Origin of the sequence: Roseovarius sp. MBR-78, assembly GCF_040547535.1 — a bacterium.
Lineage (GTDB): Bacteria > Pseudomonadota > Alphaproteobacteria > Rhodobacterales > Rhodobacteraceae > Roseovarius.
This window is the reverse complement of record NZ_JBEPPX010000015.1, coordinates 58,639-82,314: the sequence shown is the minus strand read 5'-3', so window position 1 is coordinate 82,314 and position 23,676 is coordinate 58,639. Positions and strand designations below refer to the sequence as shown.

Here is a 23,676-nt window from a genome sequence, read left to right as displayed (position 1 = left end):
GCTGAAAACCCGTGCAAATGAGGCATGAACCTGCACGCAAGATACCCCGCCCTCTCGGATCTACGCGCCCGCGCGCGCGCGCGCATACCCCGCTTTGTCTGGGAATATCTCGACAGCGGCACCGGGGTGGAGGCGACCAAGGCGCGCAATCGCACCATGCTCGACCGGGTGCTGCTCAGCCCCTCGATCCTGCATGGCGAGATTGCGCCGGACCTCGCCACGACGCTGCTGGGCGAGACATACACCCTGCCCTTGGGCATCGCGCCGGTGGGTATGTCGGGCCTCATCTGGCCCGAGGCAGAGCATCATCTGGCGCGTGCCGCAACCGCATTGGGCATTCCCTACACGCTCTCGACCGTGGCGACGGTGAGGCCCGAGGATGTCGGGCCGCATCTCGACGGGCGCGGCTGGTTCCAGATGTATCCGCCGCGCGACGAGGGCATTCGCGCCGACATGCTGGGTCGCGCGCGCAAGGCGGGGTTCTCGGTCTTGGTGCTGACCGTCGATGTGCCGGTTGCGAGCCGCCGCGAGCGGCAGGTGCGCTCGGGGCTGACCACGCCACCGAAACTCACCCCGCGCCTGATGGCGCAGGTGGCGCGCTGCCCGGTCTGGGCGATGGGCATGGCGGGCAAGGGCCTGCCCCGGATGCGGCTCATCGACGATTACGCAGGCGCGGTGAAGGGCCTGCCCTCGACCAAGCACGCGGGTTACCTGCTGCGCACCTCGCCGGATTGGGACTATCTGCGCTGGCTGCGCGCGCATTGGCAGGGGCCGCTCATCGTCAAGGGCGTGAGCCGCGCCGAGGATGCGACCGCGCTTGAAAAAGAGGGCGTCGATGCGATCTGGATCTCCAATCACGCGGGTCGGCAGTTCGACGCCGCCCCCGCCACCATCGAGGCGCTGCCCGGTATCCGCGCGGCAACCACGCTGCCGGTGATCATCGACGGCGGGTTTGAGGGCGGGCTTGATATCCTGCGCGCCGTGGCCCTTGGCGCGGATTTCGTGATGATGGGGCGCGGCTGGCATTATGCGCTTGGTGCGCTCGGGGCGGCAGGCCCCGCGCATCTGGCCGATATCCTGGCGCAGGACCTCAAGGCCAATATGGGCCAGCTTGGCCTGCACCGGGTTGCCGACGCACCAAGCCGCCTGAGCGGCCTGCCCTGAGAGCGAAGATCAGCGGAAATTCAATCCCTTATCAGAAAATGTATTACAATGTATATACAAAGCATATGCATTATGCGATAGTGCCACGCGACACGGGAGAGCAAACGGATGCCTGCGGACGGACGCAAGAAACAAGATCGCAAGGACAGCCAGTTGATCATTCGCATCAACAGCGCCGACCGCGACGCGTTTCTGACCCTGTGCGAGACGCTTGATACAAGCGCCGCGCGCGAAATCCGCCGCTTCATCCGCGAGTTCACCCTGTCGCATCGAGATGACGCCACCGAGACGGCGGCATCACCACAATCCGAAGAGAAGGAGCCAGAGACATGGCCAAGAAAGCCAAAATCAAAGACCTCAAAAAAGAAGTGAAACTGCGCGCGGCCAAGGTGTCGCGGCAGAAAGCCAAGCTCAAATCCGCACGCAAGGCGCTCAAGAAAGCGGCCTGACGCGCAGTTGCGCGACGACCGGCCCAGCATCGGGCCGGTCGTGTCATATTCCATATCAACAGGAAAACGACCGTGTCCTCATTGACAGATATTCGCGGCATCGGCCCCGCCCTTGCCAAGGCGCTAGAAACCCTTGGGATCACCAGCCCAGACGTGCTGGCCCGCGCCGAGCCGTCGGCGCTGACCGCTTTGCGCGGCATCTCGCCGGGGCGCGCGCAGGCTTTCATCGCCGCCGCATCGGCGCTGAGCGCACCCGAACCCGCACCGGCCCCAGAGGCCCCGCAAGCGGCAGAGGCCGCCCCCGCAGAGACGGAGGAAAAGGCCAAAAAGAAGGACGGGGAAAAGAAAGCCAAGAAAGCGGCAAAGGCCCCCGCCAAAGACAAAGCCAAGGGCAAGACCAAGGGTAAAGACAAGGCCAAGGGTAAAGACAAGGCCAAGGGCAAAGGTAAGGAAAAAGCCAAGGACAAGACCAAGGCCTCGAAAAAGAAGAAAGCCGCCAAATCCTCCAAGTAAGCGCCCCGGCCCTGTAGGCCCGCCCTGCCTGCACAGCAGCAAAATCCCCGCCCCGGCGGAATGCTGCATTGCGCAAACCTTTCACAAATCCTACAAGATGCCAGCGCCGCAGTGCGGCAAAGGACCACAGACCATCGGGGGGAGAGCGCCAGTGGCCGAATTCCGGAAAATCCTCATCGCCAACCGTGGCGAGATCGCCATTCGCGTGATGCGCGCGGCCAATGAGCTTGGCAAGCGCACCGTCGCGGTCTTTGCCGAAGAGGACAAGCTGTCGCTGCACCGCTTCAAGGCCGACGAGGCGTATCGGATCGGCGAGGGGATGGGGCCGGTCGCGGCGTATCTGTCCATCGAGGAGATCATCCGTGTGGCGAGGCTCTCGGGCGCGGATGCGATCCATCCGGGCTATGGCTTGCTCAGCGAAAACCCCGATTTCGTCGATGCCTGCGCCGCGGCCGGGATCACCTTTATCGGCCCCAAGGCCGAGACCATGCGCGCGCTTGGCGACAAGGCCAGTGCCCGCCGCGTGGCGATTGAGGCCGGCGTGCCGGTCATCCCCGCGACCGAAGTTTTGGGCGAGGATATGGACAAGATCCGCGCCGAGGCTGAGGCGGTAGGATACCCCCTGATGCTTAAGGCAAGCTGGGGCGGCGGCGGGCGCGGGATGCGCCCCATTCTGGAGCCGTCAGAGCTTGAGGAGAAGGTGCGGGAAGGCCGGCGCGAGGCCGAAGCCGCATTCGGCAATGGCGAGGGCTATCTGGAAAAGATGATCGAGCGCGCGCGCCATGTCGAGGTGCAAATTCTGGGCGACAGCCACGGCAATATGTATCACCTCTTCGAGCGGGATTGTTCCGTGCAGCGCCGCAACCAGAAGGTCGTGGAGCGCGCGCCCGCCCCCTATCTTTCGGAGGCACAGCGCGAGGAAATCTGCCAGCTTGGCTATAAAATCTGCAAACATGTGAATTACGAATGCGCCGGCACGGTCGAATTCCTGATGGATATGGACAGCGGCAATTTCTATTTCATCGAGGTCAACCCCCGCGTGCAGGTCGAACACACCGTGACCGAGGAGGTCACCGGCATCGACATCGTGCAGGCGCAGATCAAGATCGCTGAGGGCAAGACCCTGACCGAGGCCACCGGCAAGGCCAGCCAATACGACATCACGCTCAACGGCCACGCCCTGCAAACCCGGATCACCACCGAGGACCCGCTCAATAATTTTATCCCCGATTACGGCCGCATCACCGCCTATCGCAGCGCCACCGGCATGGGCATCCGGCTTGATGGCGGCACCGCCTATTCCGGCGGCGTGATCACGCGCTATTATGACAGCCTGCTGACCAAGGTCACCGCCCACGCCCAGACGCCTGAGGCGGCGATTGCCCGGATGGATCGCGCGCTGCGCGAGTTCCGCATTCGCGGGGTGAGCACGAATATCGCCTTTGTCGAAAACCTGCTGAAACACCCGACCTTCCTCGAAAACCAATACACCACCAAGTTCATCGACACCACGCCCGAGCTTTTCAAGTTCACCAAGCGGCGCGACCGGGGCACCAAGGTGCTGACCTATATCGCCGACATCACCGTGAACGGCCACCCCGAGACCACGGGCCGCGCCAAACCGGCGGACGTGAAACCGCCGCGCCCGCCCCTGTCGCTGGCCGAACCTGCGCCGGGCACCAAGACGCTGCTGGATAAGCAAGGCGCCAAGGCCGTGGCCGACTGGATGCTGGCGCAGGATCGCCTTCTGCTCACCGACACCACCATGCGCGACGGGCATCAATCGCTTTTGGCAACGCGCATGCGCTCGATTGACATGATCCGCGTGGCCCCCACCTATGCCGCCAACCTGCCGGGTCTCTTCAGCGTCGAATGCTGGGGCGGGGCGACGTTTGATGTGGCCTATCGCTTCTTGCAGGAATGCCCGTGGCAGCGCCTGCGCGACCTGCGCGCCGCCATGCCGAACCTGCTGACGCAGATGCTTTTGCGCGCCTCCAACGGGGTGGGCTACACCAACTATCCCGACAACGTGGTGCAGGAATTCGTGCGCCAAGCCGCCGAGACCGGGGTGGATGTGTTCCGCGTGTTTGATTCGCTCAACTGGGTGGAAAACATGCGCGTCGCCATGGATGCGGTGATCGACAGCGGCAAGATATGCGAGGGCACGATCTGCTATACCGGCGATATCCTTGACCCGGACCGCGCCAAATATGACCTGAAATATTACGTTGGCATGGCGAAAGAGCTTCAGGCCGCAGGCGCGCATGTGCTGGGCCTCAAGGATATGGCGGGGCTCTTGAAACCGGCCTCTGCCAGCGTTCTGGTGAAGGCGCTGAAGGAAGAACTGGACATCCCCGTCCATTTCCACACCCATGACACATCCGGCATTGCCGGGGCCACCATCCTTGCCGCCGCCGAGGCGGGCGTTGACGCGGTCGATGCCGCGATGGATGCGTTTTCGGGCGGCACCTCGCAGCCCTGCCTTGGCTCCATCGTCTCTGCCCTCAGCCACACGCCGCGCGATACCGGCCTGCCCATCGAGCGTATTCGCGAGATTTCCAACTATTGGGAACATGTGCGCGCGCAATATGTGGCGTTTGAAAGCAGCCTTCAGGCCCCGGCGTCAGAGGTTTATCTGCACGAGATGCCCGGCGGGCAGTTCACCAATCTCAAGGCGCAGGCGCGCAGCCTTGGCCTTGAAGAAAAATGGCCCGAAGTGGCGCGCACCTATGCGGATGTGAACCAGATGTTCGGCGATATCGTCAAGGTCACGCCGTCCTCCAAGGTCGTGGGTGACATGGCGCTGATGATGGTGAGCCAGGGCCTGAGCCGCGCCGATGTCGAAGACCCCGCGCGCGACGTGGCCTTTCCCGACAGCGTCATTGATATGATGCGCGGCAACCTTGGCCAGCCGCCGGGCGGCTTTCCCGAGGCCATCGTGAAAAAGGTGCTGAAAGACGAGCGGCCCAATACCGAACGCCCCGGCAAGCACCTTGCCCCCGTCGATATCGAGGCCACACACCGCGATGTGGTGGCCGAGCTTGACGGCAAGGAGATCGACCGCGAGGATCTGAACGGATATTTGATGTATCCCAAGGTGTTCCTCGATTACATGGGGCGCCACCGCCAATATGGCCCGGTGCGCACTCTGCCCACGCGGACCTTCTTTTACGGGATGGAGCCGGGCGAGGAAATCAGCGTCGAGATCGACCCCGGCAAGATCCTCGAAATCCGCCTGCAAACCCTGGGCGAGACCAGTGAGGACGGCGACGTGAAGGTGTTCTTTGAGTTGAACGGCCAGCCCCGCGTGATCCGCGTGCCGAACCGTCTGGTGAAATCCACCACCGCCAGCCGCCCCAAGGCCGAGAGCGGCAACCCGGCGCATATCGGCGCGCCAATGCCCGGCGTGGTGGCCACCGTCGCGGTGCAGGCGGGCCAAAGCGTCAAGACCGGCGACATGCTGCTGACCATCGAGGCGATGAAGATGGAAACCGGCATCCATGCCGAGCGTGACGCGGTGGTAAAGGCCGTGCATGTGACACCGGGCGGGCAGATCGACGCCAAGGATCTGCTGGTCGAGTTCGAGTAATCACGCCGCACCATCCTCCGGCTTGACCGGAGGAACTCCCGCGTCGTGCAGCGTGACCCGCCCCCCGCTTTCGCGGGGGGGACGGGGCGCGCCTAAAGCCCCATCGCGCGGTAGCTGTCGGCGACGCGCGCGATCGACACGAGATAGGCGGCGGTGCGCAGGTCAGCCACATCCTCGCGGCCCTGCCAGATCTCGCGCATCGACTGATAAGCGGTGCGCATCGTGTCATCGAGCCCCGAGCGCACCAGCTCCAGCTCGCCCGCGCCGCGCAGGTATTTCTGCTTGAAATCGGGCGAGATTTCCCAGGCATCGCCCAGCCCGCGATTGAGCCGTTCAAGCTCTTTCACGATCAACTCATGGCGCGCCTCTTCCTGCCGCCGCCCGATCCGGCCAAAGCGGATATGGCTGAGGTTCTTGACCCATTCGAAATAGGACACCGTCACACCGCCCGCATTGGCATACATGTCGGGGATGATGACCGTGCCCTTCTGCCGAAGGATCTCATCCGCGCCCGCCGTGATCGGCCCGTTCGCCGCCTCGATGATGAGCGGCGCAGTGATCCGCGCGGCGTTCTCGAGGTTTATCACCCCCTCCAGCGCCGCCGGCACGAGAATGTCACACTGATGCTCGAGCACCTTGGAGCCGTCGCGGATAAATTTGCCGTCGGGATAACCATCAACGCCGCCATGCCGCGCAATCCAGCCGCGCACCGCCTCCACGTCAAGCCCGCTCTCTCCGATCAGCGCGCCATCGCGCTCGATGATCGCGGTGATCTTGCAGCCGTCTTCCTCTTGCAGGAACTTGGCCGCGTGATAGCCGACATTGCCAAGGCCCTGCACCACCACCCGCTTCCCGTCGAGCGTGCCCGAAAGCCCCGCCTTGGCCACGTCCTCGGGGTGGCGAAAGAACTCGCGCAGCGCGTATTGCACGCCGCGCCCGGTGGCCTCGGTCCGGCCCTGAATGCCGCCGCCGTTCACCGGCTTGCCGGTCACGCAGGCGCGATAGTTGATATCGGTGGTGGCCATGCGCTTGTATTGATCGGCGATCCAGGCCATCTCGCGCTCGCCGGTGCCCATATCAGGGGCGGGCACGTTCTGCGCCGGATGGATCAGGTCGCGCTTTATCAGCTCATAGGCGAAACGGCGGGTGATCTGTTCAAGCTCGTGCTCATCCCATTCGCGCGGGTCGATGCGAAGCCCGCCCTTGGAGCCGCCGAACGGCACCTCGACCAGCGCGCATTTATAGGTCATGAGCGCGGCCAGCGCCTCGACCTCGTCCTGGTGCACGGCCATGGCGTAGCGGATGCCACCCTTTACCGGTTCCATATGCTCGGAATGCACGCTGCGATAGCCGGTAAAGGTCTGGATGCGGCCGCGCAGGCGCACGCCGAAACGCACCGTGTAGGTGGCGTTGCACACGCGGATCTTTTCCTCCAGCCCCGGCGACAGATCCATCAACGAGACCGCGCGGTTGAACATCAGATCGACGCTTTCGCGGAATGTCGGCTCTTTTCTCTGTGCCATCGGCTTTGCTCCCCGTTTTACCCACGGCTTGACGCCGCCCTTGCCAGGATGGTTACGGGGTTGGCTTGCAATGTCCAGCGCGAATCAGTGTGCGGACCTGTTCAAGACGCCGGAAAACCGCGCGTCCAGACGGCTCATTGTCGCCCGCCTACGAACAATCTATCCGTTTCTTTTTTTAATGTTTTTACATATGGTTAACATCTTCCTGTTGCCCGCCCCCTGCCCTATTTCGACCACATTTACACGCGATGCAATCACGTCCTCGACCCGCCTTTTGTGCGGTGCTTGGCGTTCGGACATGAGAGGTGATTGACATGGGTAAACGTATTGCGCGACCGCTCCGGGCCCCTGACGAAGACACGGCACGGCTCTTCCTGCGCGATGAACGCGGCTCGGTCACGGCCTTCGCATTCTTCATCTTCCTCATGATGCTTCTCGTGGGTGGCCTCGCGGTCGATACGATGCGTCACGAGATGGTGCGCGCCCGCATGCAGGCCACGCTCGACCGTGCGGTGCTGGCCGGGGCCAAATCGAGCGACGCCAAGGAGGCACGCGCCACCATTGAGGATTATTTCGCCAAGGCCGATCTCACTCAATATCTCGAGGCCGAGCAGGATGGCGATATCGCGATCCACCTCAATTCCGCACGCGTCGCGGCCCGCGCCTCGGGCACGATAGACACCTACCTGATGAAGCTTGCGGGCGTCAAAACCCTTTCTGCGGGCGGCTCTTCCGCAGCCGAGGTGCGCGTGCCCAAGCTTGAAATCTCGCTGGTGGTGGATGTGTCCGGCTCCATGGCCGGCACAAGGATGAGCCGGATGAAAGTCGCGGCCAAGCAATTCGTATCGACGATCTTCAACACCTCGGAGCCAGGCAACTCGGTCATCTCCTTCGTGCCGTTCAGTTGGACAGTGACGCCACCGCAAACGGTTTTCGACACGCTGGCCGTCAACGTCACGCATAATTATTCCACCTGTCTGCGGATGAATGCCGCCGATTACCAGCACGCGACGCTGACCTCCGGGGCTTCGGCCCTCAGCAATGGCGTGCCGGTCGACCAGATGATCTATACCTCGCTCTATGGCGGTTTCGACAATCTCCAGGCCACATCCAGGTCGTGCTACACCGACGAATACATGTTCTTTTTGCCCTACTCGACCAGCGAAGCCGCTCTACACGCCAAGATCGACTCGCTTCAACCGGCCGGCAATACCAGCGGCCACGAAGGGATGAACTGGGGGGCGGCCCTGCTCGACCCGAGTTTCCGACAGATTTCGGCGGCGCTGATCGCAAATGGCGAGGTCGATGCATCGCTGGCCAATATCCCGGCCAATTACGACGAGGGCGAGACCCTCAAGGTCATCGTCATGATGTCGGACGGGGCCAACACAGAGTCGTATTTCTTCGACAAGAGCAGCCCGAAATACCGCGGCCCGAATTCCGACCTGTTCGAGGTAAAATTCCAGGATCGCGTGTTCAAATACGCCTATCACATCTACCAGCACAGAATCCGCTACGACGAGAGCCGCTGCGGCCGCAGAAACTGGGAATGCGTCTACGAGGCCAACGGTCCCGAGAAATCGGTCTATTACCTGCGCTACCCCTGGGGCGGCTGGTATTGGAGCATCGATGATGGTCGCTGGATCACCGATCACGACTTCGACAATCTCGATGATACGCTAGGCGGCTATATCTCGACTGAGCAACTGAGCTGGGAAATGGCCTGGGGCCGGATGTCGCCGAGCTACTACAACGATATTACCGGCGACTCGCGCCCGTGGAACGACTATGTCGGCTCGGAACAGGTGGGCAGCCTCGAAAAGGATGCGCGGATGCGCGATGTCTGCGGCGCGACCAAGGGCAAGGGCGTGGTGGTCTATGCCATCGGCTTCGAGGTGCCCCAGGGCGGGCGTGCCGAGGATGTGCTGTCGGATTGTGCCAGCTCGACCAGCCATTACTACCGCGCCAACACCACCGATATCAGCGCGGTGTTCAATTCCATCGCCGCCAACGTCCAGAACCTGAGGTTGACCCAATGATTGCGCGCCTCATCCAACGCCTGCGCCGCCTGCATCGCGAGCAGGGCGGCTCTGCCTCCGTCGAGTTCGTGATCCTCGCGCCCTTCTTCATCATGTTCATCGCCTTCGCGATCGAGTTGGGGATGCTGTCGGTGCGCGCGTCCATGCTGGAGCGCGGGCTGGATATCGCGGTGCGCCAGGTCCGGCTTGGCACCGGCACCGCGCCCTCGCACGACCAGATCAAGGATATTATCTGCGACAACGCCTCGGTGATCGCCGATTGCGATACCAAACTGCGGCTGGAAATGATCCCGACCGACCTGCGCAACTTTACCACGCTCGACGCCACACCGGATTGCACGGATGCCGCTGAGCCGTCCAAGCCGGTGCGCAATTTCATCCCCGGCGGTCAGAACCAGCTCATGCTGCTGCGCGTCTGCCTGAAATACAGCCCGCTTTTCCCCGAGCAAATGCTGGGCGAGGCATTGACCAGGGGAACGGATGGCGATGTGGCGCTCACAACCGTGTCGGCCTTTGTGCAGGAGCCAATCTGATGAAATGGATCAACACAATCACCCGCCGGTTCCGCCGCGACGAGCGCGGCACCGTCGCCGTCGAGACCGTGCTCATCGCGCCGCTTCTGATCCTCGGCCTGTTCTTTTCCTACGAGGCCTATGGCCTGTTTCGCCAGCAAAGCCTGCGCGAGAAGGCAACCTATACCGTGGCAGACATCCTGTCGCGCGAGACCGCCGTGGTGACCGATCCCTATATCGACAACGTCAAGCGCGTGTTCGACATGATGGCCGGAACGGATGAGGCGCAGTTGCGCATCTCGGTCGTGCGCTATCACAACGACCCGGGCCAGGGCATCGACGAGTTCGATCTGCGCTGGTCCGAGGTGCGCGGCGGCGGCCCGCTCAGCCCGCTGACCGACGCCATTGTGCGCAAGGCCCATGCGACCTTTCCGATCATGGAGGATGGCGAGGATATCATCTTTGTCGAAAGCCGCGGCGGCTTTACCTCGCCTGTGACCACCGGCTATTTCGCCGAAAACCTGCTCGAAACCCGCATGTTCGTGATCCCGCGCTTCGCACCGCAGATCTGCTTTACCGGGGTCTGCGTGCCGGGCACGAGCTAAAGAATGTTGCCTGTCTTATCCTGAACCCGGCCTTTGAGGTATAAAGCTGCCACTGCCCCCCGCGTCATTCATGACAGGTGGGCCTGCGGCGGCTCCGAGGTTTAAATCAGAGCCGACATCAGAAACAGGGAAGCGCCACGCACAGCCGTTGCGGGACCCACCCGACGGACGGGCACCGCAACGGTTCGGCACATCATACTGGCTGGCAGCAACGCGCCCCGACCCTGCTCAGCGCAGGATCGACCGCCCGGCATAGATCGCCGTCTCGCCCAGCATTTCCTCGATGCGGATCAACTGGTTGTATTTCGCCAGTCGGTCCGAGCGCGCGAGCGAGCCGGTCTTGATCTGCCCGCAATTGGTGGCCACCGCCAGATCGGCGATGGTGGCATCCTCGGTCTCGCCCGAGCGGTGGCTCATCACGTTGGTCATGCGCGCGCGATGCGCCATCTCGACGGCCTGAAGCGTCTCGGTCAGGGTGCCGATCTGGTTGACCTTGACCAGCATCGAATTGGCCGCGCCCCGCTCGATCCCCATGGCCAGTCGCTCCGGGTTGGTCACAAAGAGGTCATCGCCGACAAGCTGCACCTTGGCACCAAGCGCCTTGGTGAGGGCGATCCAGCCCTCCCAATCGTCCTCGGCCATGCCGTCCTCGATCGACAGGATCGGGTAATCGGCGCAGAGCGCTTGCAGATATGCAACATTTTCCTCGCTCGACAGGCTCAGACCCTCGCCGGAAATTTCATATTTGCCACCTTTGTAATATTCCGTCGCCGCGCAATCGAGCGCGAGGTAGATATCCTCGCCGGGCCGGTATCCCGCCTTCTCGATGGATTTCAGAATGAAATCGAGCGCGTCGCGCGTGCTCGACAGGTTGGGGGCAAACCCGCCTTCGTCGCCCACGCCGGTGGCGAGGCCGGCCGCCGACAGTTCTTTTTTCAGCGTGTGGAACACTTCCGAGCCCATGCGCACCGCGTCGCGGAGCGTGTCCGCGCTCACCGGCATGATCATGAATTCCTGGATGTCGATGGGGTTGTCGGCGTGTTCGCCGCCATTGATGATGTTCATCATCGGCACCGGCAGGACGCGCGCCGAGGTGCCGCCGACATAGCGGTAAAGCGGCTGCGCGCTGTAATCGGCGGCGGCCCGCGCACAGGCGAGCGAGACGCCGAGGATCGCGTTCGCGCCAAGCCGTGCCTTGTTGGGCGTGCCGTCAAGCTCGATCATGGTCTCGTCCACGGCCACCTGCTCGGTGGCGTCGATGCCCAGAAGCGCCTCGGCGATCTCCCCATTGACGCTGGCACAGGCCTCGAGCACGCCCTTGCCGCCGTAGCGGGACGCGTCGCCGTCGCGCTTTTCCACCGCCTCATGCGCGCCGGTCGAGGCCCCCGAGGGCACCGCCGCGCGGCCCAGCGTGCCGTCCTCCAGCGTGACCTCGACCTCGACGGTCGGGTTGCCCCGGCTGTCAAGGATTTCGCGGGCGTGAATGTCGATGATGCTACTCATGGCGTGGGTGTCCCAAGGTTGAGAAAATCTGCCCACCCCTTACCAAGAAACCCCGCCGATGCAAGCGCGGGCCGTCACCCCCGGCCTGTCATCCCCTGTCGATACGCAGCATGAGCAGCCCGGTTTCGGGGCATATCCCGGTGCGGGTCTGGTGCTGCACGCGCAGCGTCTCGACGAATGCGGCGGCCTCTGCCTCGGTCTCGGGATTGCGCGGCGCGGGCGGGTTGAACACCAGCCCCACCGCGTGCCGCGCGATGCGCAGCATCTCGGCCACCGCCTCGGGCCAGCTTGCCACCGGGCCATAGGCATCGAGCGCCTGATGACACAGCACCAGATCGAAACCGCCGCTGTCGAAACCATAGGGCCGCGCGCGCCCGTCGAAATGCGCGCAGTCAAGCCCCACTTCGCGATGAATCGCCTCGTAGGGGTTGCGCGCCACGCCGTCCGGGCCGGTCGCGAAATAATCGCGGATGGTCACGCGGTGCCCGTAATGACCATAGACATCGGCCACGCCGCAGCCCCCCGCCGACAGGTCGAGCACCGAAAGCGGGGCGGATGTGGTTATCTCGGGGAACATCACATGCGCGCGCGCCAGTTCGCGCAGCGCGTTCAGCCCGCGATACTGGTATTTGAGCGGGATGCGATGGCTCACGCGCGCCATCACCGGCAGCGCATAGGGCCGCATCAGCGCCGCCGGCAGATCAAACCCGCCCTCGCGGTGCCAGTCGATCAACCTTTCGATCCTGCGGTGCCAGATGCGCTGTTTTCCCTTGGGAAATTGCCGCCGCGCGACATGGGGCCGCTCGCGCGCCGCCGCGTCATAGGCTGCCTCTTCGGCGGCGACATAAACCGCGACCGGATCATGTATCTTCATTGGAAGACCTGCTCGATACTATTTTATTGCAATATTTATCGGCGACCCGATGCATCGAATCAAGTCTTTCCTTTTTCCCGCGCGGCACGCAGCATCATCGCCGCAAGATAAACGATCCCGACCCCCGCCAGCCCGATCACCCCGGTATTGACCGGATCGAGATTGGCCACGATCACGCCTATCAGCGCCCAGATCACCGCTGCCGGATAAGCGAGGCTGTCGGGCCGCGCGCGCACCATCGCCGCCGCGATCATCAAGGCCAGCGCAAGCCCGGCATAGGCCGCGACCGTCTCGGACGTGACCCCGTAGCCCGCCAGCACCAGCCCGACCGAGACCGAGGCCGCCGCCGTCAGCCATCCGGCATAGGCACCCACCGGCTCGACCTGTAGCCACCGGTCGCCGCTGCCCGCGCGCAAGACCGCCACCAGCGCGGCCACCAGCATGATCCAGATCAGAACCGTCGCCGCGATCACCGAGAGTTGCGCCACCGCGATCCAGCCGCTGCCCACAGTCAGGCTCAGCAACAGCGGCCCGCGCCCTGCCCGCCAGCCCGCCGCATCGGCGCGCGCAAAAAGGCCAAAGCCGGTGCCCGCGATAAGCCACAGGTAGATCAGCCCCCAGATCGCAAAGGCATAGCCCGCAGGCTGCACCGGTGGATTGTCCTGCGGCACGGGGAATTGATCGGGGGAAAAGCCCTTGAACCCCTCCGACAGGAAGGGCGAGGCGGCGAATGCGAGCGCGGCCACGAATGTGAGGATGGCAAGGGCGCGTGTCATGGCAATCTCCCGGATATGAGGGCTTCGCGCCGCACCCTCGCCCGGTTTCGGGTCGCGCTCAAGCCGTTTCGCGGCCCTGTCGCCGTCGCCGCCGCCCCAGCCGCGCCTCGCGCATGAGCGTATAAAGCCCCGAGGCCACAATCACACCCGCGCCCATGAGCGTCCAGAAATCGGGCCGCTCGCCAAAGACCAGCACGCCGATGCCCAGCGCAAAGACCAGCCGCGTGTAGCGAAACGGCGTCACCACCGCCACCTCGCCCACCCGCATCGCCGCGACGATGGCGTAATAGGCCGCCACGCCGCACAAAAGCGCCAGCCCCAGATCGCGCATCTCGCCCACCCCGAGCGCCACCGGCGCGCCGCCCAGTGCCATCAGGATCGCCCCTGTCGGCACCAGCGTGGCGAAAGCATAGGTCGAAAGCTGCATCGACGAGATCGCCGCAGGCACCGCCCGCGTCGCCAGATCGCGCACCGCCAGCCCGATCACCGCCCCCACCGCGAAAAGCGAGGCAGGCGCAAACCCCGCAAGCCCCGGCCGCACCACCATCAACACCCCGGCAAAGCCCACCAGGATCGCCAGCCAGCGCCGCCAGCCCACCGGCGCGCCCAGAAACACCGCCGCCCCCAGCGTGACCACAAGCGGCGTCGCCTGAAGGATCGCCGAGGCGGATGACAGCGGCGTCAGCGCGATTGCGGTCACGAAACACATGGTGCCCGCCATCTCGCCGATATTGCGCAGGATCACCGGCCGCGCCAACAGGTCGCGCGTGATGAGCCGCCGCCCCTGCGCCCGCGTGATTGCGGCAAAGATCACGGCACCGCCCAGCCCGACCACCGCGATGATCTGCCCCACCGGCATGGCCTCGGCCAGCCGCTTGATGAACATGTCCTCAAGCGCGAACCCGGCCATTGCCAGCACCATCAGCACGCTGCCGCGCAGGTTGTCCATATCCGGGGGGCCTTTCCTTGAGGACGTTTGTCCCTCCTAGCCCGCCTGTGCGCCGTGCGAAAGCCGCGCCGTCATGACAGCACGACAATACCGCTATGCTTGGCCTTGTGCTCGGGCTCGACATGGATCGTCACCCGCGCGTCGGGCAGTGCCTCCATGAGCGCCGCCTCGATCCGGTCGCAGACGCGATGCGCCTCCTCTACCGTGGCCTCGCCGGGCACCACGAGGTGAAAATCGATGAAGGTCACCGGACCTGCATGGCGCGTGCGCAGGTCATGCGCCTCGATGGCCACGCCGTCGCGCCCGACATTCGCGATCACCTCGCGGATCATGGCCTGTTCCGCGTCCGGGACGGCCTCATCCATCAACCCGCTCAATGATCCCCGGATGACAGTCCAGCCCGCCCAGAGGATGTTGAGCGCGACCAGCACCGCCATCACCGGATCGAGCACCCACCAACCCGTCGCCACAGCCAGCCCCACGCCAACGAGCACCCCCAGCGACGAGATGACATCGGTCATCAGGTGCTTGCCATCGGCCGCCAGCGCGGGCGAGCGATGCGCGCGCCCCGCGCGGATCAGGAGCCAGGCCCAGACCCCGTTGATCGCGCCCGCAACCGCGCTCACCGCCATGCCCAGCAGCGGCGCATCCATCGCGCGCGGGGCGAGAAACCCGTCCCACGCCTCGCGCAGGATGAAGAGCGCCGCCAGCACGATCAGCACCCCCTCCAGCACCGCCGAGAAGAATTCGGCCTTGTGGTGCCCGTAGGGGTGTTTGTCATCCGCCGGGCGCTTGGCCACGCGCAGCGCCACGATCACCGCCAGCGCGGTGGCCAGATTGACCAGGCTTTCCAGCGCATCCGACATCAGCGCGACCGAGCCGGTGACCTGCCACGCCACCAGCTTGAGCGCCATGACGAAAAGCCCCACCAGCACGGAGCCGATGGCCAGCCGCATCACCCGATCCATCGCGTCAATCCTTCTTCGGGCGCGGCACGCCGTAAAGCTCCAGCCGGTGCCCCACCAGCCGATAGCCCAGCTTCTCGGCGATGCGCTCTTGCAGCGCCTCGATTTCGGGATCGACGAATTCCACCACCGCGCCGCTCTCGACATCGATCAGGTGATCGTGATGGGCGCGCTCGGCATCCTCGTAGCGCGCGCGCCCGTCGCCGAATTCGAGCTTGTCGAGGATCCCCGCCTCTTCCAGCAGCTTGACCGTGCGATAGACCGTCGCGATCGAGATGCGCGGATCGCGCGCGGCGGCACGGGCGTGCAATTCCTCGACATCGGGGTGGTCGTCCGAGATTTCCAGCACGCGCGCGATCACCCGCCGCTGCCCGGTCATCCTGAGGCCCTGGGCCGCACAGCGCCTGGTGATGGTCTCGCGCATGGCACGCCTCCGAGTGGCTCTTGCGCGCTGCAATAGCGCCCCGGCGCGCGCATTTCCACCGTTTTCACAACTGGGCAGGGTCCGCAACCCGCCGCCTGCCCCCGTCACCCCGCCACCGGCGCGGGCGGGCGCAGCGCATCGGCCAGTTCACCGTGGAGCACCTTGCGCTCCTCCTCGGACAGGAAGGCACCGATCTCGACCTCGCGGCCATTGCCTGCAAGCGTCAGGTAATGCGGCACCGGCCCGCCCTCGGGGTGCATCCGCAACCGCGCCCAGTAGCGGTTGCAGAGCCACTCCTGCGCATCGCCGCGCGGGTTGGTGCGCACAAGGCGCAGGTTGTCGGGCGTGAGGGTGAGCACCTCGCGCAGGCGCGCGCTGCGATAGGTGGCCTCGAGCGCCCACCAGATGCCACCCACTGCCAGAAGAAGAAAAGGCAACAGCCCCCAGAGCACCACGGTGCCCAGAAGCGGGAAAAGCGGGATGCAGATAAGCGTGAATGTGGCCAGCACGAAGGCGGCAAAGCCCCGGCGCGGCAGCGACCGGTGCGGCCAGAGCGCCAGTTCGATATGCGGGTCTGCGCCTTGGGGCGGTCTGGTCCAATGATACGGCATGAGGGCGGTTGTAGCCTGCCCGTAGAAAATGAAAAGGCGCGCGGAGGGCCTGTAAGCCGGATTCTGTCCCAGGGGCGCGGGCGCCCCCTTCGGATGACCATTCGTCTTGGCACGCGGTTGCCCGCGCGCCTCTAGCTGCCTACCCGGACCGCCGGGCCAAGACGTGGCCTGCGGGCGGTATCGGTTGCCCGACCTGTGCCCCGCGCGCGGTCCCTATTCGGCATTGCTCCCGGTGGGGCTTGCCGTGCCGGGCCTGTTACCAGCCCCGCGGTGGGCTCTTACTCCACCGTTTCACCCTTGCCCCCGACATGCGGGGGCGGTCTCTTCTCTGTGGCGCTTTCCCTCGGGTTGCCCCGGCCGGGCGTTACCCGGCACCGTCGTCTTGTGGAGTCCGGACTTTCCTCGCCACCCCCAAGGGGGTGTCGCGGCCATCCGGCCCTCCGCGCGAGGCCCCGCTTAGGCGCTCGGGGGCGGTCGGTCAACGGGAAAGCGCGCCGCAAGATCCGCCATGCGCGCGCAATCGGTGCCGTCGAGCGGGCCTGCGTGATGCGGGCGAAAGCGCAGGCGAAAGGCGTCGAGCACCGTTTCAGCCGGGTTTTCCGCCACCGGATAGCCAAAGCGCGCGGCGTCGCGCAGGAACGCCCCCCAATCAGCCCCCTGCCCTGCCACGTCAGACCAGACCGACAGCCCGTCGCGCGCGAGCGCGCGCCAGTCAAAGCGCGGGCCGGGATCGGATTTGCGCCCCGGTGCCATGTCGGAATGCGCGATCACCCGGTGGGGCGCAATCGCCCAGCGCGCCATGATCCCCGCCATCAGCGCGCGCAGCGCCGCCATTTGCGGTGCGGGATAGGGATGGTCGCCGCGATTGGCCAGCTCGATGCCGATGGAGCGCGAATTGACATCCCCCGCGCCGCCCCAGCGCCCGGCCCCGGCGTGCCAGGCGCGGGCCTCCTCAGCGACCAATTGCCAGCAGCGGCCCCGCTCGCAGATGAGGTAATGCGCCGACACTTCCGGCCCCGGATCGCAGAGCCGCGCCAGCGCGGCCTCGGGCGTAGCCATCGCGGTGTGGTGCAGCACGATCAGATCGGGCAGCAGCCCGCCCCGGCGGGGGCCGTGATTGGGCGAGGGATGCGGCGCGGGTTCAGTTCGCGACGGCACGGCGGAACGGGGCCGGGTTCCAGCCGCAGGCATAGCCATCGCCATCGGGATCGAGCGCCATGCGGTCGCGCTCGGGCCCGCCCTTGCCCAGGAAATCGAGCTGCGCGAGATCGGGCGAGGCGTAGCCCGCGCAATTGCGCTCGTGCCGACCGGCCGCGCCGATGGCTCCGATGCCGCCACGGTCATATATCTGCGTGCCGACGGGGTGCTTGGTGGCCAGCGCGTAGTCCACGATGTTGGGGCCAACATCGCCGGGCCGCGCGCCGATCGCCTCGGGCTGGATCACCTCGTATTGCGCGCGGTTGCGGGCGATGCGGGCGGCGTCCTCTTCGATCGAGCGCTCGGAGCCGACCGCGTCAAAGCTGTTCTCGCGCGAGATGCCCACCCCGTTGACCACCGCAGGCGGCGGATTGCTCGGGCTGGCCTGCACCGGGTCTGCCTCCGATCCGGCAGCGTCGAGCGCCGCGCGCGCCTCAGCGGCGATGCCTGCGACCTCGGGGTCGCGGGCGGCGGCGGTTGCGCCGCCGGTGGCGTCGAGCGGCTCGGACGAGACCGCGCCCGAGGGCGGCAGGGCCTCGCCCGCAAGCGCCGCCTCGCGCGCGGCCTTCTCGCGCTGGTAAGTGGTGTCATCCTTGAACCCGACGCCGCTTCCCGAATCGACCGTCGCCCCGCTGTCGGGGATCGCAGGGGAACAGGCGGCAAGCGCCGCCATTGCCAGAAAACCAAGCGTGAGCCGCATATCCGTCATCCTGCCAAATGCATGTGTCGCGTGGCGGTTTACCACCATTTCGCGGGCTTGGCCACAAACCCCGCCGCGCGCTCCAGCGCATAGGCGGTATTGAGCAGATCACCCTCTTCCCAGGGCCGCCCGATCAGTTGCAGCGCCAATGGCAGGCCCTTGGCATCCAGCCCCGCAGGCAGCGCGATACCGGGCAGACCGGCGAGGTTCACCGTCACGGTGAACACGTCGTTGAGATACATCTGCACGGGGTCGGCCTGCGCCATCTCGCCCAGGCCAAAAGCCGCCGAGGGGGTGGCGGGCGTCAGGATCGCATCGACGCCGCTGGCGAAGACCTCCTCGAAATCGCGCTTGATGAGGGTGCGGACGCGGCGGGCGCGGTTGTAATAGGCGTCGTAGAAGCCCGCCGAGAGCACATAGGTGCCCACCATCACCCGGCGCTGCACCTCAGCGCCAAAGCCCTCGGCGCGGGTTTTCTCATACATCTCGGTGATGCCGTCGCCGTGGCTCAGCTTGGCGCGGTGGCCGTAGCGGACGCCATCGTAGCGCGCGAGATTGCTTGACGCCTCGGCGGGCGCGATGACGTAATAGGCGGGCAGCGCGTATTTGGTGTGCGGCAGCGAGATGTCGCGGATTTCCGCGCCCGCGTCGCGCAGCATCGCCGTGCCGTCGGCCCAGAGCGTCTCGATCTCGGCAGGCATGCCGTCCATGCGGTATTCGCGGGGAATGCCGATCACCTTGCCCTTGATGTCGCCCGTGAGCATCGCCTCGAAATCCGGCACGGGGATATCGGCGGAGGTGCTGTCCTTGGCATCGTGCCCGCACATTGCCTCCAGCATGATCGCCGCATCGCGCACCGATTTGGTCATCGGCCCGGCCTGATCGAGGCTTGAGGCGAAGGCCACGATCCCCCAGCGCGAGCAGCGGCCATAGGTGGGCTTGATGCCGGTGATGCCCGCGAAGGCCGCAGGCTGGCGGATCGAGCCGCCGGTATCGGTGCCGGTCGCGGCAAGGCAGAGATCGGCGGCCACCGCCGCCGCCGAGCCGCCCGAGGAACCGCCGGGGGTGAGCGGCGTCGCATCGTTGCCGCACCGCCACGGGTTGACCACGTTGCCATAACACGAGGTCTCGTTCGAGGACCCCATGGCAAACTCGTCCATGTTGAGCTTGCCCAGCATCACCGCGCCCGCGTCGAAAAGGTTCTGGGTCACGGTCGATTCGTATTCCGGCCTGAAGCCTTGCAGGATGCGGCTGGCGGCCTGGGAGGGCACGCCCTTGGTGCAAAAGAGATCCTTGATCCCGAGCGGGATGCCGCACATGGCAGGCGCGTCGCCCTCAGCTATCCGTGCATCCGCCGCCCGCGCCTGATCGCGCGCGAGATCGGGGGTGGGGTGGACAAAGGCATTGAGCGCCCCCGCGCCGTCGGCGGCGGCAAGGCAGGCCTCGGTCAGATCGAGGCTGGTCACCTCGCCCCGGCGCAGCGCGTCGCGGGCCTCGGCAATGGTTAGCGTGTTGAGATCGGTCATGCTCATTCCACCACTTTCGGCACGGCAAAGAAGCCCTCGCGCGCGTCGGGCGCGTTCGACAGGATCGCGGCCTGCCGGTCGCCATCGGTGACCACATCGGCGCGGCGCTTGAGGCGCTGCGGCGTGACGGAGGTCATCGGCTCGATGCCCGTCACATCGACCTCGTTCAATTGCTCGATGAAGCCAAGGATGGTGTTGAATTCCTGTGCCAGCGCGGGAAGTGCTGCCTCATCCACGCGGATGCGGGCGAGCTTGGCCACGCGGGCGGCGGTTTCACGGTCGATGGACATGCAGCCCCTCCATGTTGCGGCTGGCCTGCATTTACCCGCGCGCGCGGGCAGAGGCAAGCGGGTGGCCCCTCGCTGGCGGCGTGGGGGGAATGGGGCATTCGACAGGATGCGATGAGCCGCGCGAGCGCTGGGCCGGGGACTAGCGATGCACCGGTGGTAACTGCCATTTTATGCCAGCCAAGCCTGCGTGACTCTGATAGGGTGCGCGCCCTTTCACAATCGCTAGGCCGCGGGACGGCCCAGCGATCGCGCGGCGGCGTGCAAGCACGCCTTGATTCCGCGCGGGGGACAGGGGGCAAACGTCCCCGTCAGGCCACCCCCCCCCCCCCCGCACTTGCACTAGATGACAAGCCGGGGCACATCTGGCACCATCCTTATATCGCACAAACCCAACACGACAGGAGACCCCCATGCGCATCATCTGGCTTGGCCACAGCTCATTCCGCATCGAGATCGGCGGGCAGGTGATCCTGCTTGATCCGTGGCTCAACGGCAACCCGATGCTGGCCGAAGATCAGCACGAGGCCGCCACCCAAGGGGCCACCCATATCCTGCTGACCCATGCGCATTTCGACCATGTCGCCGATGTGCTGCCGCTGGCGAAACGCTTGGGCGTGCCGGTGGTGGGGCAATATGACCTCATGTCATTCTGGGCCGAGAAAGAGGGGATCGAGACCACGGGCTTCAACAAGGGCGGCACGGTCGATCTGGGCGGGGTCAAGGTCACGATGGTGCACGCGACGCATTCTACCTCCATCGCCACGCCCGAGGGCCCGCAGGTGACGGGCAGCGAATGCGGCTACATGATCGCGGGCGAGGGACGGGTGATCTATGTCTCGGGCGATACCGACGTGATGGCCGATATGGGCGTGTTCAACGCGCTGCACGCGCCCGATATCGGCATCCTTTGCGCGGGCGGGTATTTCACCATGGACATGGCACGCGCGGGTTACGCGGCCAAGACCTTCTTTGATTTCAAGGTGGTGATCCCGTGTCACTACCGCACCTTCCCGGTGCTGGAGCAGTCGGCGGCGGCGCTCGCTGAGGCGCTGCCGGGGGTCGATGTGATCGAGCCGGAGGTGATGGCGGCGATCGAGTTGTAAGGGCGGCGTGGGGGCCAGCCCCCACACGCAGGGTAAAGTGGGGGCCAGCCCCCACACCCCCGAAGTATTTTCGCCAAGAAGAAATCAGGAGCGGCGGCGCTGGGGCTTGGGCCTGGATTTGAGGCTTGCTTGCGGGGCGGGGCCGTCGCCCGGCATCCCCAACTGGTCGCGCAGCACGCGGGCGCGGATTTCCTCGACCGCGCCGGGGGCGAGATTGCCAAGCTGGAACGGCCCGTAGGACAGCCGGATCAGGCGGTTCACGACCAGCCCCACCGCCTCCATCGCGCGGCGGATCTCGCGGTTCTTGCCCTCGCGGATCGAGACGGTGGCCCAGGCATTGGCGCCTTTCTGGCGGTCGAGCGTCACCATCATCGGCTGGAAGCGCTCGCCGTCGAGCGTGAGGCCACGGCGCAGCGGCTCGAACGTCGCGTCCGACGGCGTGCCGTTGACGCGCACGCGGTAGCGGCGCAGCCAGCCGGTGGAGGGCAGTTCCAGCTTGCGCTTGAGCGCGCCATCATTGGTGAGCAGCAACAGCCCCTCGGAATTGAGGTCGAGCCGGCCCACGCTCATCACGCGGGGCAGATCCTCGGGCAGGTCGTCATAGATGGTGGCGCGGCCCTGCTCGTCGCGCGAGGTGGTCACGCGGCCGCGGGGCTTGTGATAGAGCCAGAGGCGGGCAGGCTCGGGCGCATCGAGCGGGCGGCCATCCACCACGATACGGTCGGCCGCGCTGACGTTGAGCGCGGGCGAGGTGATCTTTGCGCCGTTGACGGTGACGCGGCCCGCCTCGATCAGGCGTTCGGCCTCGCGGCGGCTGGCAAGGCCTGCGCGCGCGATGACCTTGGCGATGCGGTCGCCCTCGGGGGTTTGGGTGCTCATGGGGCCGCGCATAGCGCAAAGCCGGGGCTTGCGAAAGGGCGATCGGCGCGCCACAAGCCGGGTATGACATGCCAAGGCCCGATGCAGGCCGCGCTGGAAGAGGCGCAGGCCGCCGCCCGGCGCGGCGAGGTGCCGGTGGGCGCGGTGGTGGTCGCGTCCTCGGGCGCGATCGTGGCGCGCGCGGGCAACCGCACGCGCGAATTGCACGACCCCACCGCCCATGCCGAGATCCTCGCGATCCGCGCCGCCTGTGGCGTGGCCGGGTCTGAGCGGCTCGTGGGCCACGCGGTTTATGTCACGTTGGAGCCGTGCGCGATGTGCGCCGCCGCCATCTCCGCCGCGCGGATCGCGCGGCTTTATTATGGCGCGGATGATCCCAAATCCGGCGGGGTGGCACAGGGGGCGCGGGTGTTCGCGCATCCGCAATGCCACCATGTGCCCGAGGTCTACGAGGGCATCGCCGCGACCGAGGCGGAGGCGCTGCTCAGGGGGTTTTTCGCCGCGCGGCGCGGCCGATCATAGGATCGTCACCCCGTCCGCCAGGAACGGGTGCGCCGCGATGGCCGGGGCGACGATGCTCTGTTGCAGCACCGGCTTCAGCCGCGCGGCGAGGGTGGCGGGCATGTCTTGCAGGATGCCCTTGCGCGCGGTCACCGCGATGGTGCGGGTGAGCGGGGCAAGCGGCAGGTCCATCACGTCGATCTGGTCGGCGAATCGCCGCGCGCGCATCAGCGCCAGCGGCGTCAGGATCGACCAGCCCGTGCCCTGCCCGACCAGCGCCAGGATCGAGTGATAGCTGTCAAGCTCGAACCGGTAGGGCAGGTTCAGCCCCTCGCGCGCGAGATGCGCCGAGATCAGCCGCCCCATGTAATGGCGCTGGGTATACTGAATGAGCGGCAGGCGCTTGAGCTGGCGCAGGATATCGCCGTCCGCGCGGATCGCGCCGCGCGGGGCGACGGCGACAAAGCGTTCGCGCAGCACCGGGTGGACCTCGGTCCAGTCGGCCCCATCGCCAAGCTGCGCCGAGACGATGATATCGAGCGCGCGCGCGTCGAGCTGATCGTAGAGGTAATGGCTGGCCCCGGTCTCCAACAGGAACTGGCAGCCCTTCAATTCGCCCGCCATATGGGTGAGCAATTGCGGCGTCACGTCGGCCTCGAGATCCTCGATCATGCCGAGGCGAAAGCGGGTGAGTGTCGAGAGATGCGACATCGCCAGTTCGGCCCGCGCCTGCGCCGCCTCGTTGAGGATCGCCTGCGCGCGGCGGTGCATGATCTCGCCCGCAGGCGTGAGGCGGATGGGGCGCGCGTTGCGTTGCAAGAGCGTGGCCCCTACCGCGCCTTCGAGATTGGTCAATTGCTGACTGACCGCCGACGGGCTCGCGCCAAGACGGCGCGCGGCGGCAGAGATCGACCGCTCGTCGGCGGCGGCCATGAACACCTCGATCCCCCAGAGCGTGATACGGCCGCTTTTGTCGACCATCGC

The 23,676-nt window shown here is 65.8% G+C and carries 22 protein-coding genes and 1 other RNA gene; 8 read left to right on the top strand and 15 right to left on the bottom strand.

The window, feature by feature from the left end; translation table 11 throughout:
- Nucleotides 1–24 precede the first annotated feature (24 nt).
- From ABIE58_RS13190 to ABIE58_RS13180, 3 genes are all read left to right on the top strand, one after another.
- The gene (locus ABIE58_RS13190; RefSeq protein WP_354545185.1) at nt 25–1,164 is read left to right on the top strand and encodes an alpha-hydroxy acid oxidase; all 1,140 of its coding nucleotides are present in this window, start codon (nt 25–27) and stop codon (nt 1,162–1,164) included.
- Nucleotides 1,165–1,685: 521 nt separating this feature from the next.
- The gene (locus ABIE58_RS13185; RefSeq protein WP_354545184.1) at nt 1,686–2,126 is read left to right on the top strand and encodes a helix-hairpin-helix domain-containing protein; all 441 of its coding nucleotides are present in this window, start codon (nt 1,686–1,688) and stop codon (nt 2,124–2,126) included.
- A gap of 151 nt (nt 2,127–2,277) precedes the next feature.
- Nucleotides 2,278–5,715, top strand: a complete 3,438-nt coding sequence (locus tag ABIE58_RS13180) for a pyruvate carboxylase (protein ID WP_354545183.1) — start codon at nt 2,278–2,280, stop codon at nt 5,713–5,715.
- A gap of 92 nt (nt 5,716–5,807) precedes the next feature.
- On the opposite strand, the gene ABIE58_RS13175 is transcribed toward ABIE58_RS13180, so the two are convergent.
- Nucleotides 5,808–7,238 (bottom strand): Glu/Leu/Phe/Val family dehydrogenase, encoded by a 1,431-nt coding sequence (locus ABIE58_RS13175; protein ID WP_354545182.1) that lies wholly within the window; start codon nt 7,236–7,238, stop codon nt 5,808–5,810.
- Between the two features lie 314 nt (nt 7,239–7,552).
- Here ABIE58_RS13175 and ABIE58_RS13170 point away from each other — a divergent pair, with 314 nt between their 5' ends.
- Genes ABIE58_RS13170 through ABIE58_RS13160 form a run of 3 tightly spaced genes read left to right on the top strand, consistent with a single transcriptional unit; the run spans nt 7,553 to nt 10,394 of the window.
- Nucleotides 7,553–9,277, top strand: a complete 1,725-nt coding sequence (locus ABIE58_RS13170; RefSeq protein ID WP_354545181.1) for a TadE/TadG family type IV pilus assembly protein — start codon at nt 7,553–7,555, stop codon at nt 9,275–9,277.
- Nucleotides 9,274–9,810, top strand: a complete 537-nt coding sequence (locus tag ABIE58_RS13165) for a TadE/TadG family type IV pilus assembly protein (protein ID WP_354545180.1) — start codon at nt 9,274–9,276, stop codon at nt 9,808–9,810. Before ABIE58_RS13170 ends, ABIE58_RS13165 begins: the two co-directional genes overlap by 4 nt.
- Complete coding sequence (locus ABIE58_RS13160) at nt 9,810–10,394, top strand: TadE/TadG family type IV pilus assembly protein (protein WP_354545179.1); 585 nt, start codon at nt 9,810–9,812, stop codon at nt 10,392–10,394. The genes ABIE58_RS13165 and ABIE58_RS13160 overlap by 1 nt, the downstream gene beginning before the upstream one ends.
- A gap of 228 nt (nt 10,395–10,622) precedes the next feature.
- Here ABIE58_RS13160 and eno read toward each other — a convergent pair whose 3' ends face one another.
- From eno to gatC, 12 genes are all read right to left on the bottom strand, one after another.
- The gene (eno, locus tag ABIE58_RS13155) at nt 10,623–11,897 is read right to left on the bottom strand and encodes a phosphopyruvate hydratase (RefSeq protein ID WP_354545178.1); all 1,275 of its coding nucleotides are present in this window, start codon (nt 11,895–11,897) and stop codon (nt 10,623–10,625) included.
- 88 nt (nt 11,898–11,985) lie between these two features.
- Entirely contained in the window at nt 11,986–12,771 is a 786-nt protein-coding gene (locus ABIE58_RS13150; protein WP_354545177.1) for a class I SAM-dependent methyltransferase, read from the bottom strand.
- A 59-nt stretch (nt 12,772–12,830) separates the two neighbouring features.
- Complete coding sequence (locus ABIE58_RS13145; protein WP_354545176.1) at nt 12,831–13,547, bottom strand: TspO-related membrane protein; 717 nt, start codon at nt 13,545–13,547, stop codon at nt 12,831–12,833.
- 58 nt (nt 13,548–13,605) lie between these two features.
- Nucleotides 13,606–14,496 (bottom strand): DMT family transporter, encoded by an 891-nt coding sequence (locus ABIE58_RS13140; protein WP_354545175.1) that lies wholly within the window; start codon nt 14,494–14,496, stop codon nt 13,606–13,608.
- Between the two features lie 71 nt (nt 14,497–14,567).
- Nucleotides 14,568–15,464 (bottom strand): cation diffusion facilitator family transporter, encoded by an 897-nt coding sequence (locus ABIE58_RS13135; protein WP_354545174.1) that lies wholly within the window; start codon nt 15,462–15,464, stop codon nt 14,568–14,570.
- Nucleotides 15,465–15,468: 4 nt separating this feature from the next.
- Complete coding sequence (locus ABIE58_RS13130; protein WP_354545173.1) at nt 15,469–15,885, bottom strand: Fur family transcriptional regulator; 417 nt, start codon at nt 15,883–15,885, stop codon at nt 15,469–15,471.
- 104 nt (nt 15,886–15,989) lie between these two features.
- Nucleotides 15,990–16,496, bottom strand: a complete 507-nt coding sequence (locus ABIE58_RS13125) for a DUF2244 domain-containing protein (RefSeq protein WP_354545172.1) — start codon at nt 16,494–16,496, stop codon at nt 15,990–15,992.
- Nucleotides 16,497–16,532: 36 nt separating this feature from the next.
- Nucleotides 16,533–16,940: RNase P RNA component class A (gene rnpB / locus ABIE58_RS13120), an RNA gene on the bottom strand.
- Between the two features lie 12 nt (nt 16,941–16,952).
- Nucleotides 16,953–17,654, bottom strand: coding sequence for an N-acetylmuramoyl-L-alanine amidase (locus ABIE58_RS13115; protein WP_502950096.1), 702 nt, complete (start codon nt 17,652–17,654; stop codon nt 16,953–16,955).
- On the bottom strand, nt 17,638–18,393 hold the full coding sequence (locus ABIE58_RS13110; RefSeq protein ID WP_354545171.1) for a hypothetical protein: 756 nt from the start codon (nt 18,391–18,393) through the stop codon (nt 17,638–17,640). Before ABIE58_RS13110 ends, ABIE58_RS13115 begins: the two co-directional genes overlap by 17 nt.
- 38 nt (nt 18,394–18,431) lie before the next feature.
- Nucleotides 18,432–19,919 carry an Asp-tRNA(Asn)/Glu-tRNA(Gln) amidotransferase subunit GatA gene (gene gatA, locus ABIE58_RS13105; protein WP_354545194.1) on the bottom strand — a complete coding sequence of 496 codons (1,488 nt, stop codon included), beginning with the start codon at nt 19,917–19,919 and terminating at the stop codon, nt 18,432–18,434.
- Between the two features lie 2 nt (nt 19,920–19,921).
- A complete protein-coding gene (gatC, locus tag ABIE58_RS13100) occupies nt 19,922–20,209 on the bottom strand; it encodes an Asp-tRNA(Asn)/Glu-tRNA(Gln) amidotransferase subunit GatC (RefSeq protein WP_354545170.1) in 288 nt (95 codons plus the stop codon).
- A gap of 410 nt (nt 20,210–20,619) precedes the next feature.
- On the opposite strand from gatC, the gene ABIE58_RS13095 reads away from it, so the two are divergent.
- Nucleotides 20,620–21,312 carry a metal-dependent hydrolase gene (locus ABIE58_RS13095; protein WP_354545169.1) on the top strand — a complete coding sequence of 231 codons (693 nt, stop codon included), beginning with the start codon at nt 20,620–20,622 and terminating at the stop codon, nt 21,310–21,312.
- A gap of 84 nt (nt 21,313–21,396) precedes the next feature.
- Here the strand turns inward: ABIE58_RS13095 and ABIE58_RS13090 are convergent, their stop codons facing one another.
- On the bottom strand, nt 21,397–22,191 hold the full coding sequence (locus tag ABIE58_RS13090; protein WP_354545168.1) for a pseudouridine synthase: 795 nt from the start codon (nt 22,189–22,191) through the stop codon (nt 21,397–21,399).
- Between the two features lie 63 nt (nt 22,192–22,254).
- Between ABIE58_RS13090 and ABIE58_RS13085 the strand changes: the two genes are divergently transcribed.
- The gene (locus tag ABIE58_RS13085; protein WP_354545167.1) at nt 22,255–22,713 is read left to right on the top strand and encodes a nucleoside deaminase; all 459 of its coding nucleotides are present in this window, start codon (nt 22,255–22,257) and stop codon (nt 22,711–22,713) included.
- On the opposite strand, the gene ABIE58_RS13080 is transcribed toward ABIE58_RS13085, so the two are convergent.
- Nucleotides 22,708–23,673: a LysR family transcriptional regulator gene (locus tag ABIE58_RS13080; protein ID WP_354545166.1), complete on the bottom strand. Its 966-nt coding sequence runs from the start codon at nt 23,671–23,673 to the stop codon at nt 22,708–22,710. The two genes, ABIE58_RS13085 and ABIE58_RS13080, sit on opposite strands and share 6 nt — an antisense overlap.
- Nucleotides 23,674–23,676: the final 3 nt, after the last annotated feature.

Coding starts and splice junctions, on each gene's coding strand:
- ABIE58_RS13085 (WP_354545167.1), top strand. CDS start 22,255: ATGACATGCCAAGGCCCGATGCAGGCCGCGCTGGAAGAGGCGCAGGCC.
- ABIE58_RS13145 (WP_354545176.1), bottom strand. CDS start 13,547: ATGACACGCGCCCTTGCCATCCTCACATTCGTGGCCGCGCTCGCATTC.
- ABIE58_RS13140 (WP_354545175.1), bottom strand. CDS start 14,496: ATGGACAACCTGCGCGGCAGCGTGCTGATGGTGCTGGCAATGGCCGGG.
- ABIE58_RS13090 (WP_354545168.1), bottom strand. CDS start 22,191: ATGAGCACCCAAACCCCCGAGGGCGACCGCATCGCCAAGGTCATCGCG.
- ABIE58_RS13125 (WP_354545172.1), bottom strand. CDS start 16,496: ATGCCGTATCATTGGACCAGACCGCCCCAAGGCGCAGACCCGCATATC.
- ABIE58_RS13135 (WP_354545174.1), bottom strand. CDS start 15,464: ATGGATCGGGTGATGCGGCTGGCCATCGGCTCCGTGCTGGTGGGGCTT.
- ABIE58_RS13170 (WP_354545181.1), top strand. CDS start 7,553: ATGGGTAAACGTATTGCGCGACCGCTCCGGGCCCCTGACGAAGACACG.
- ABIE58_RS13080 (WP_354545166.1), bottom strand. CDS start 23,673: ATGGTCGACAAAAGCGGCCGTATCACGCTCTGGGGGATCGAGGTGTTC.
- gatA (WP_354545194.1), bottom strand. CDS start 19,919: ATGACCGATCTCAACACGCTAACCATTGCCGAGGCCCGCGACGCGCTG.
- ABIE58_RS13095 (WP_354545169.1), top strand. CDS start 20,620: ATGCGCATCATCTGGCTTGGCCACAGCTCATTCCGCATCGAGATCGGC.
- eno (WP_354545178.1), bottom strand. CDS start 11,897: ATGAGTAGCATCATCGACATTCACGCCCGCGAAATCCTTGACAGCCGG.
- ABIE58_RS13150 (WP_354545177.1), bottom strand. CDS start 12,771: ATGAAGATACATGATCCGGTCGCGGTTTATGTCGCCGCCGAAGAGGCA.
- ABIE58_RS13130 (WP_354545173.1), bottom strand. CDS start 15,885: ATGCGCGAGACCATCACCAGGCGCTGTGCGGCCCAGGGCCTCAGGATG.
- ABIE58_RS13190 (WP_354545185.1), top strand. CDS start 25: ATGAACCTGCACGCAAGATACCCCGCCCTCTCGGATCTACGCGCCCGC.
- ABIE58_RS13160 (WP_354545179.1), top strand. CDS start 9,810: ATGAAATGGATCAACACAATCACCCGCCGGTTCCGCCGCGACGAGCGC.
- ABIE58_RS13110 (WP_354545171.1), bottom strand. CDS start 18,393: ATGCGGCTCACGCTTGGTTTTCTGGCAATGGCGGCGCTTGCCGCCTGT.
- ABIE58_RS13175 (WP_354545182.1), bottom strand. CDS start 7,238: ATGGCACAGAGAAAAGAGCCGACATTCCGCGAAAGCGTCGATCTGATG.
- ABIE58_RS13165 (WP_354545180.1), top strand. CDS start 9,274: ATGATTGCGCGCCTCATCCAACGCCTGCGCCGCCTGCATCGCGAGCAG.
- gatC (WP_354545170.1), bottom strand. CDS start 20,209: ATGTCCATCGACCGTGAAACCGCCGCCCGCGTGGCCAAGCTCGCCCGC.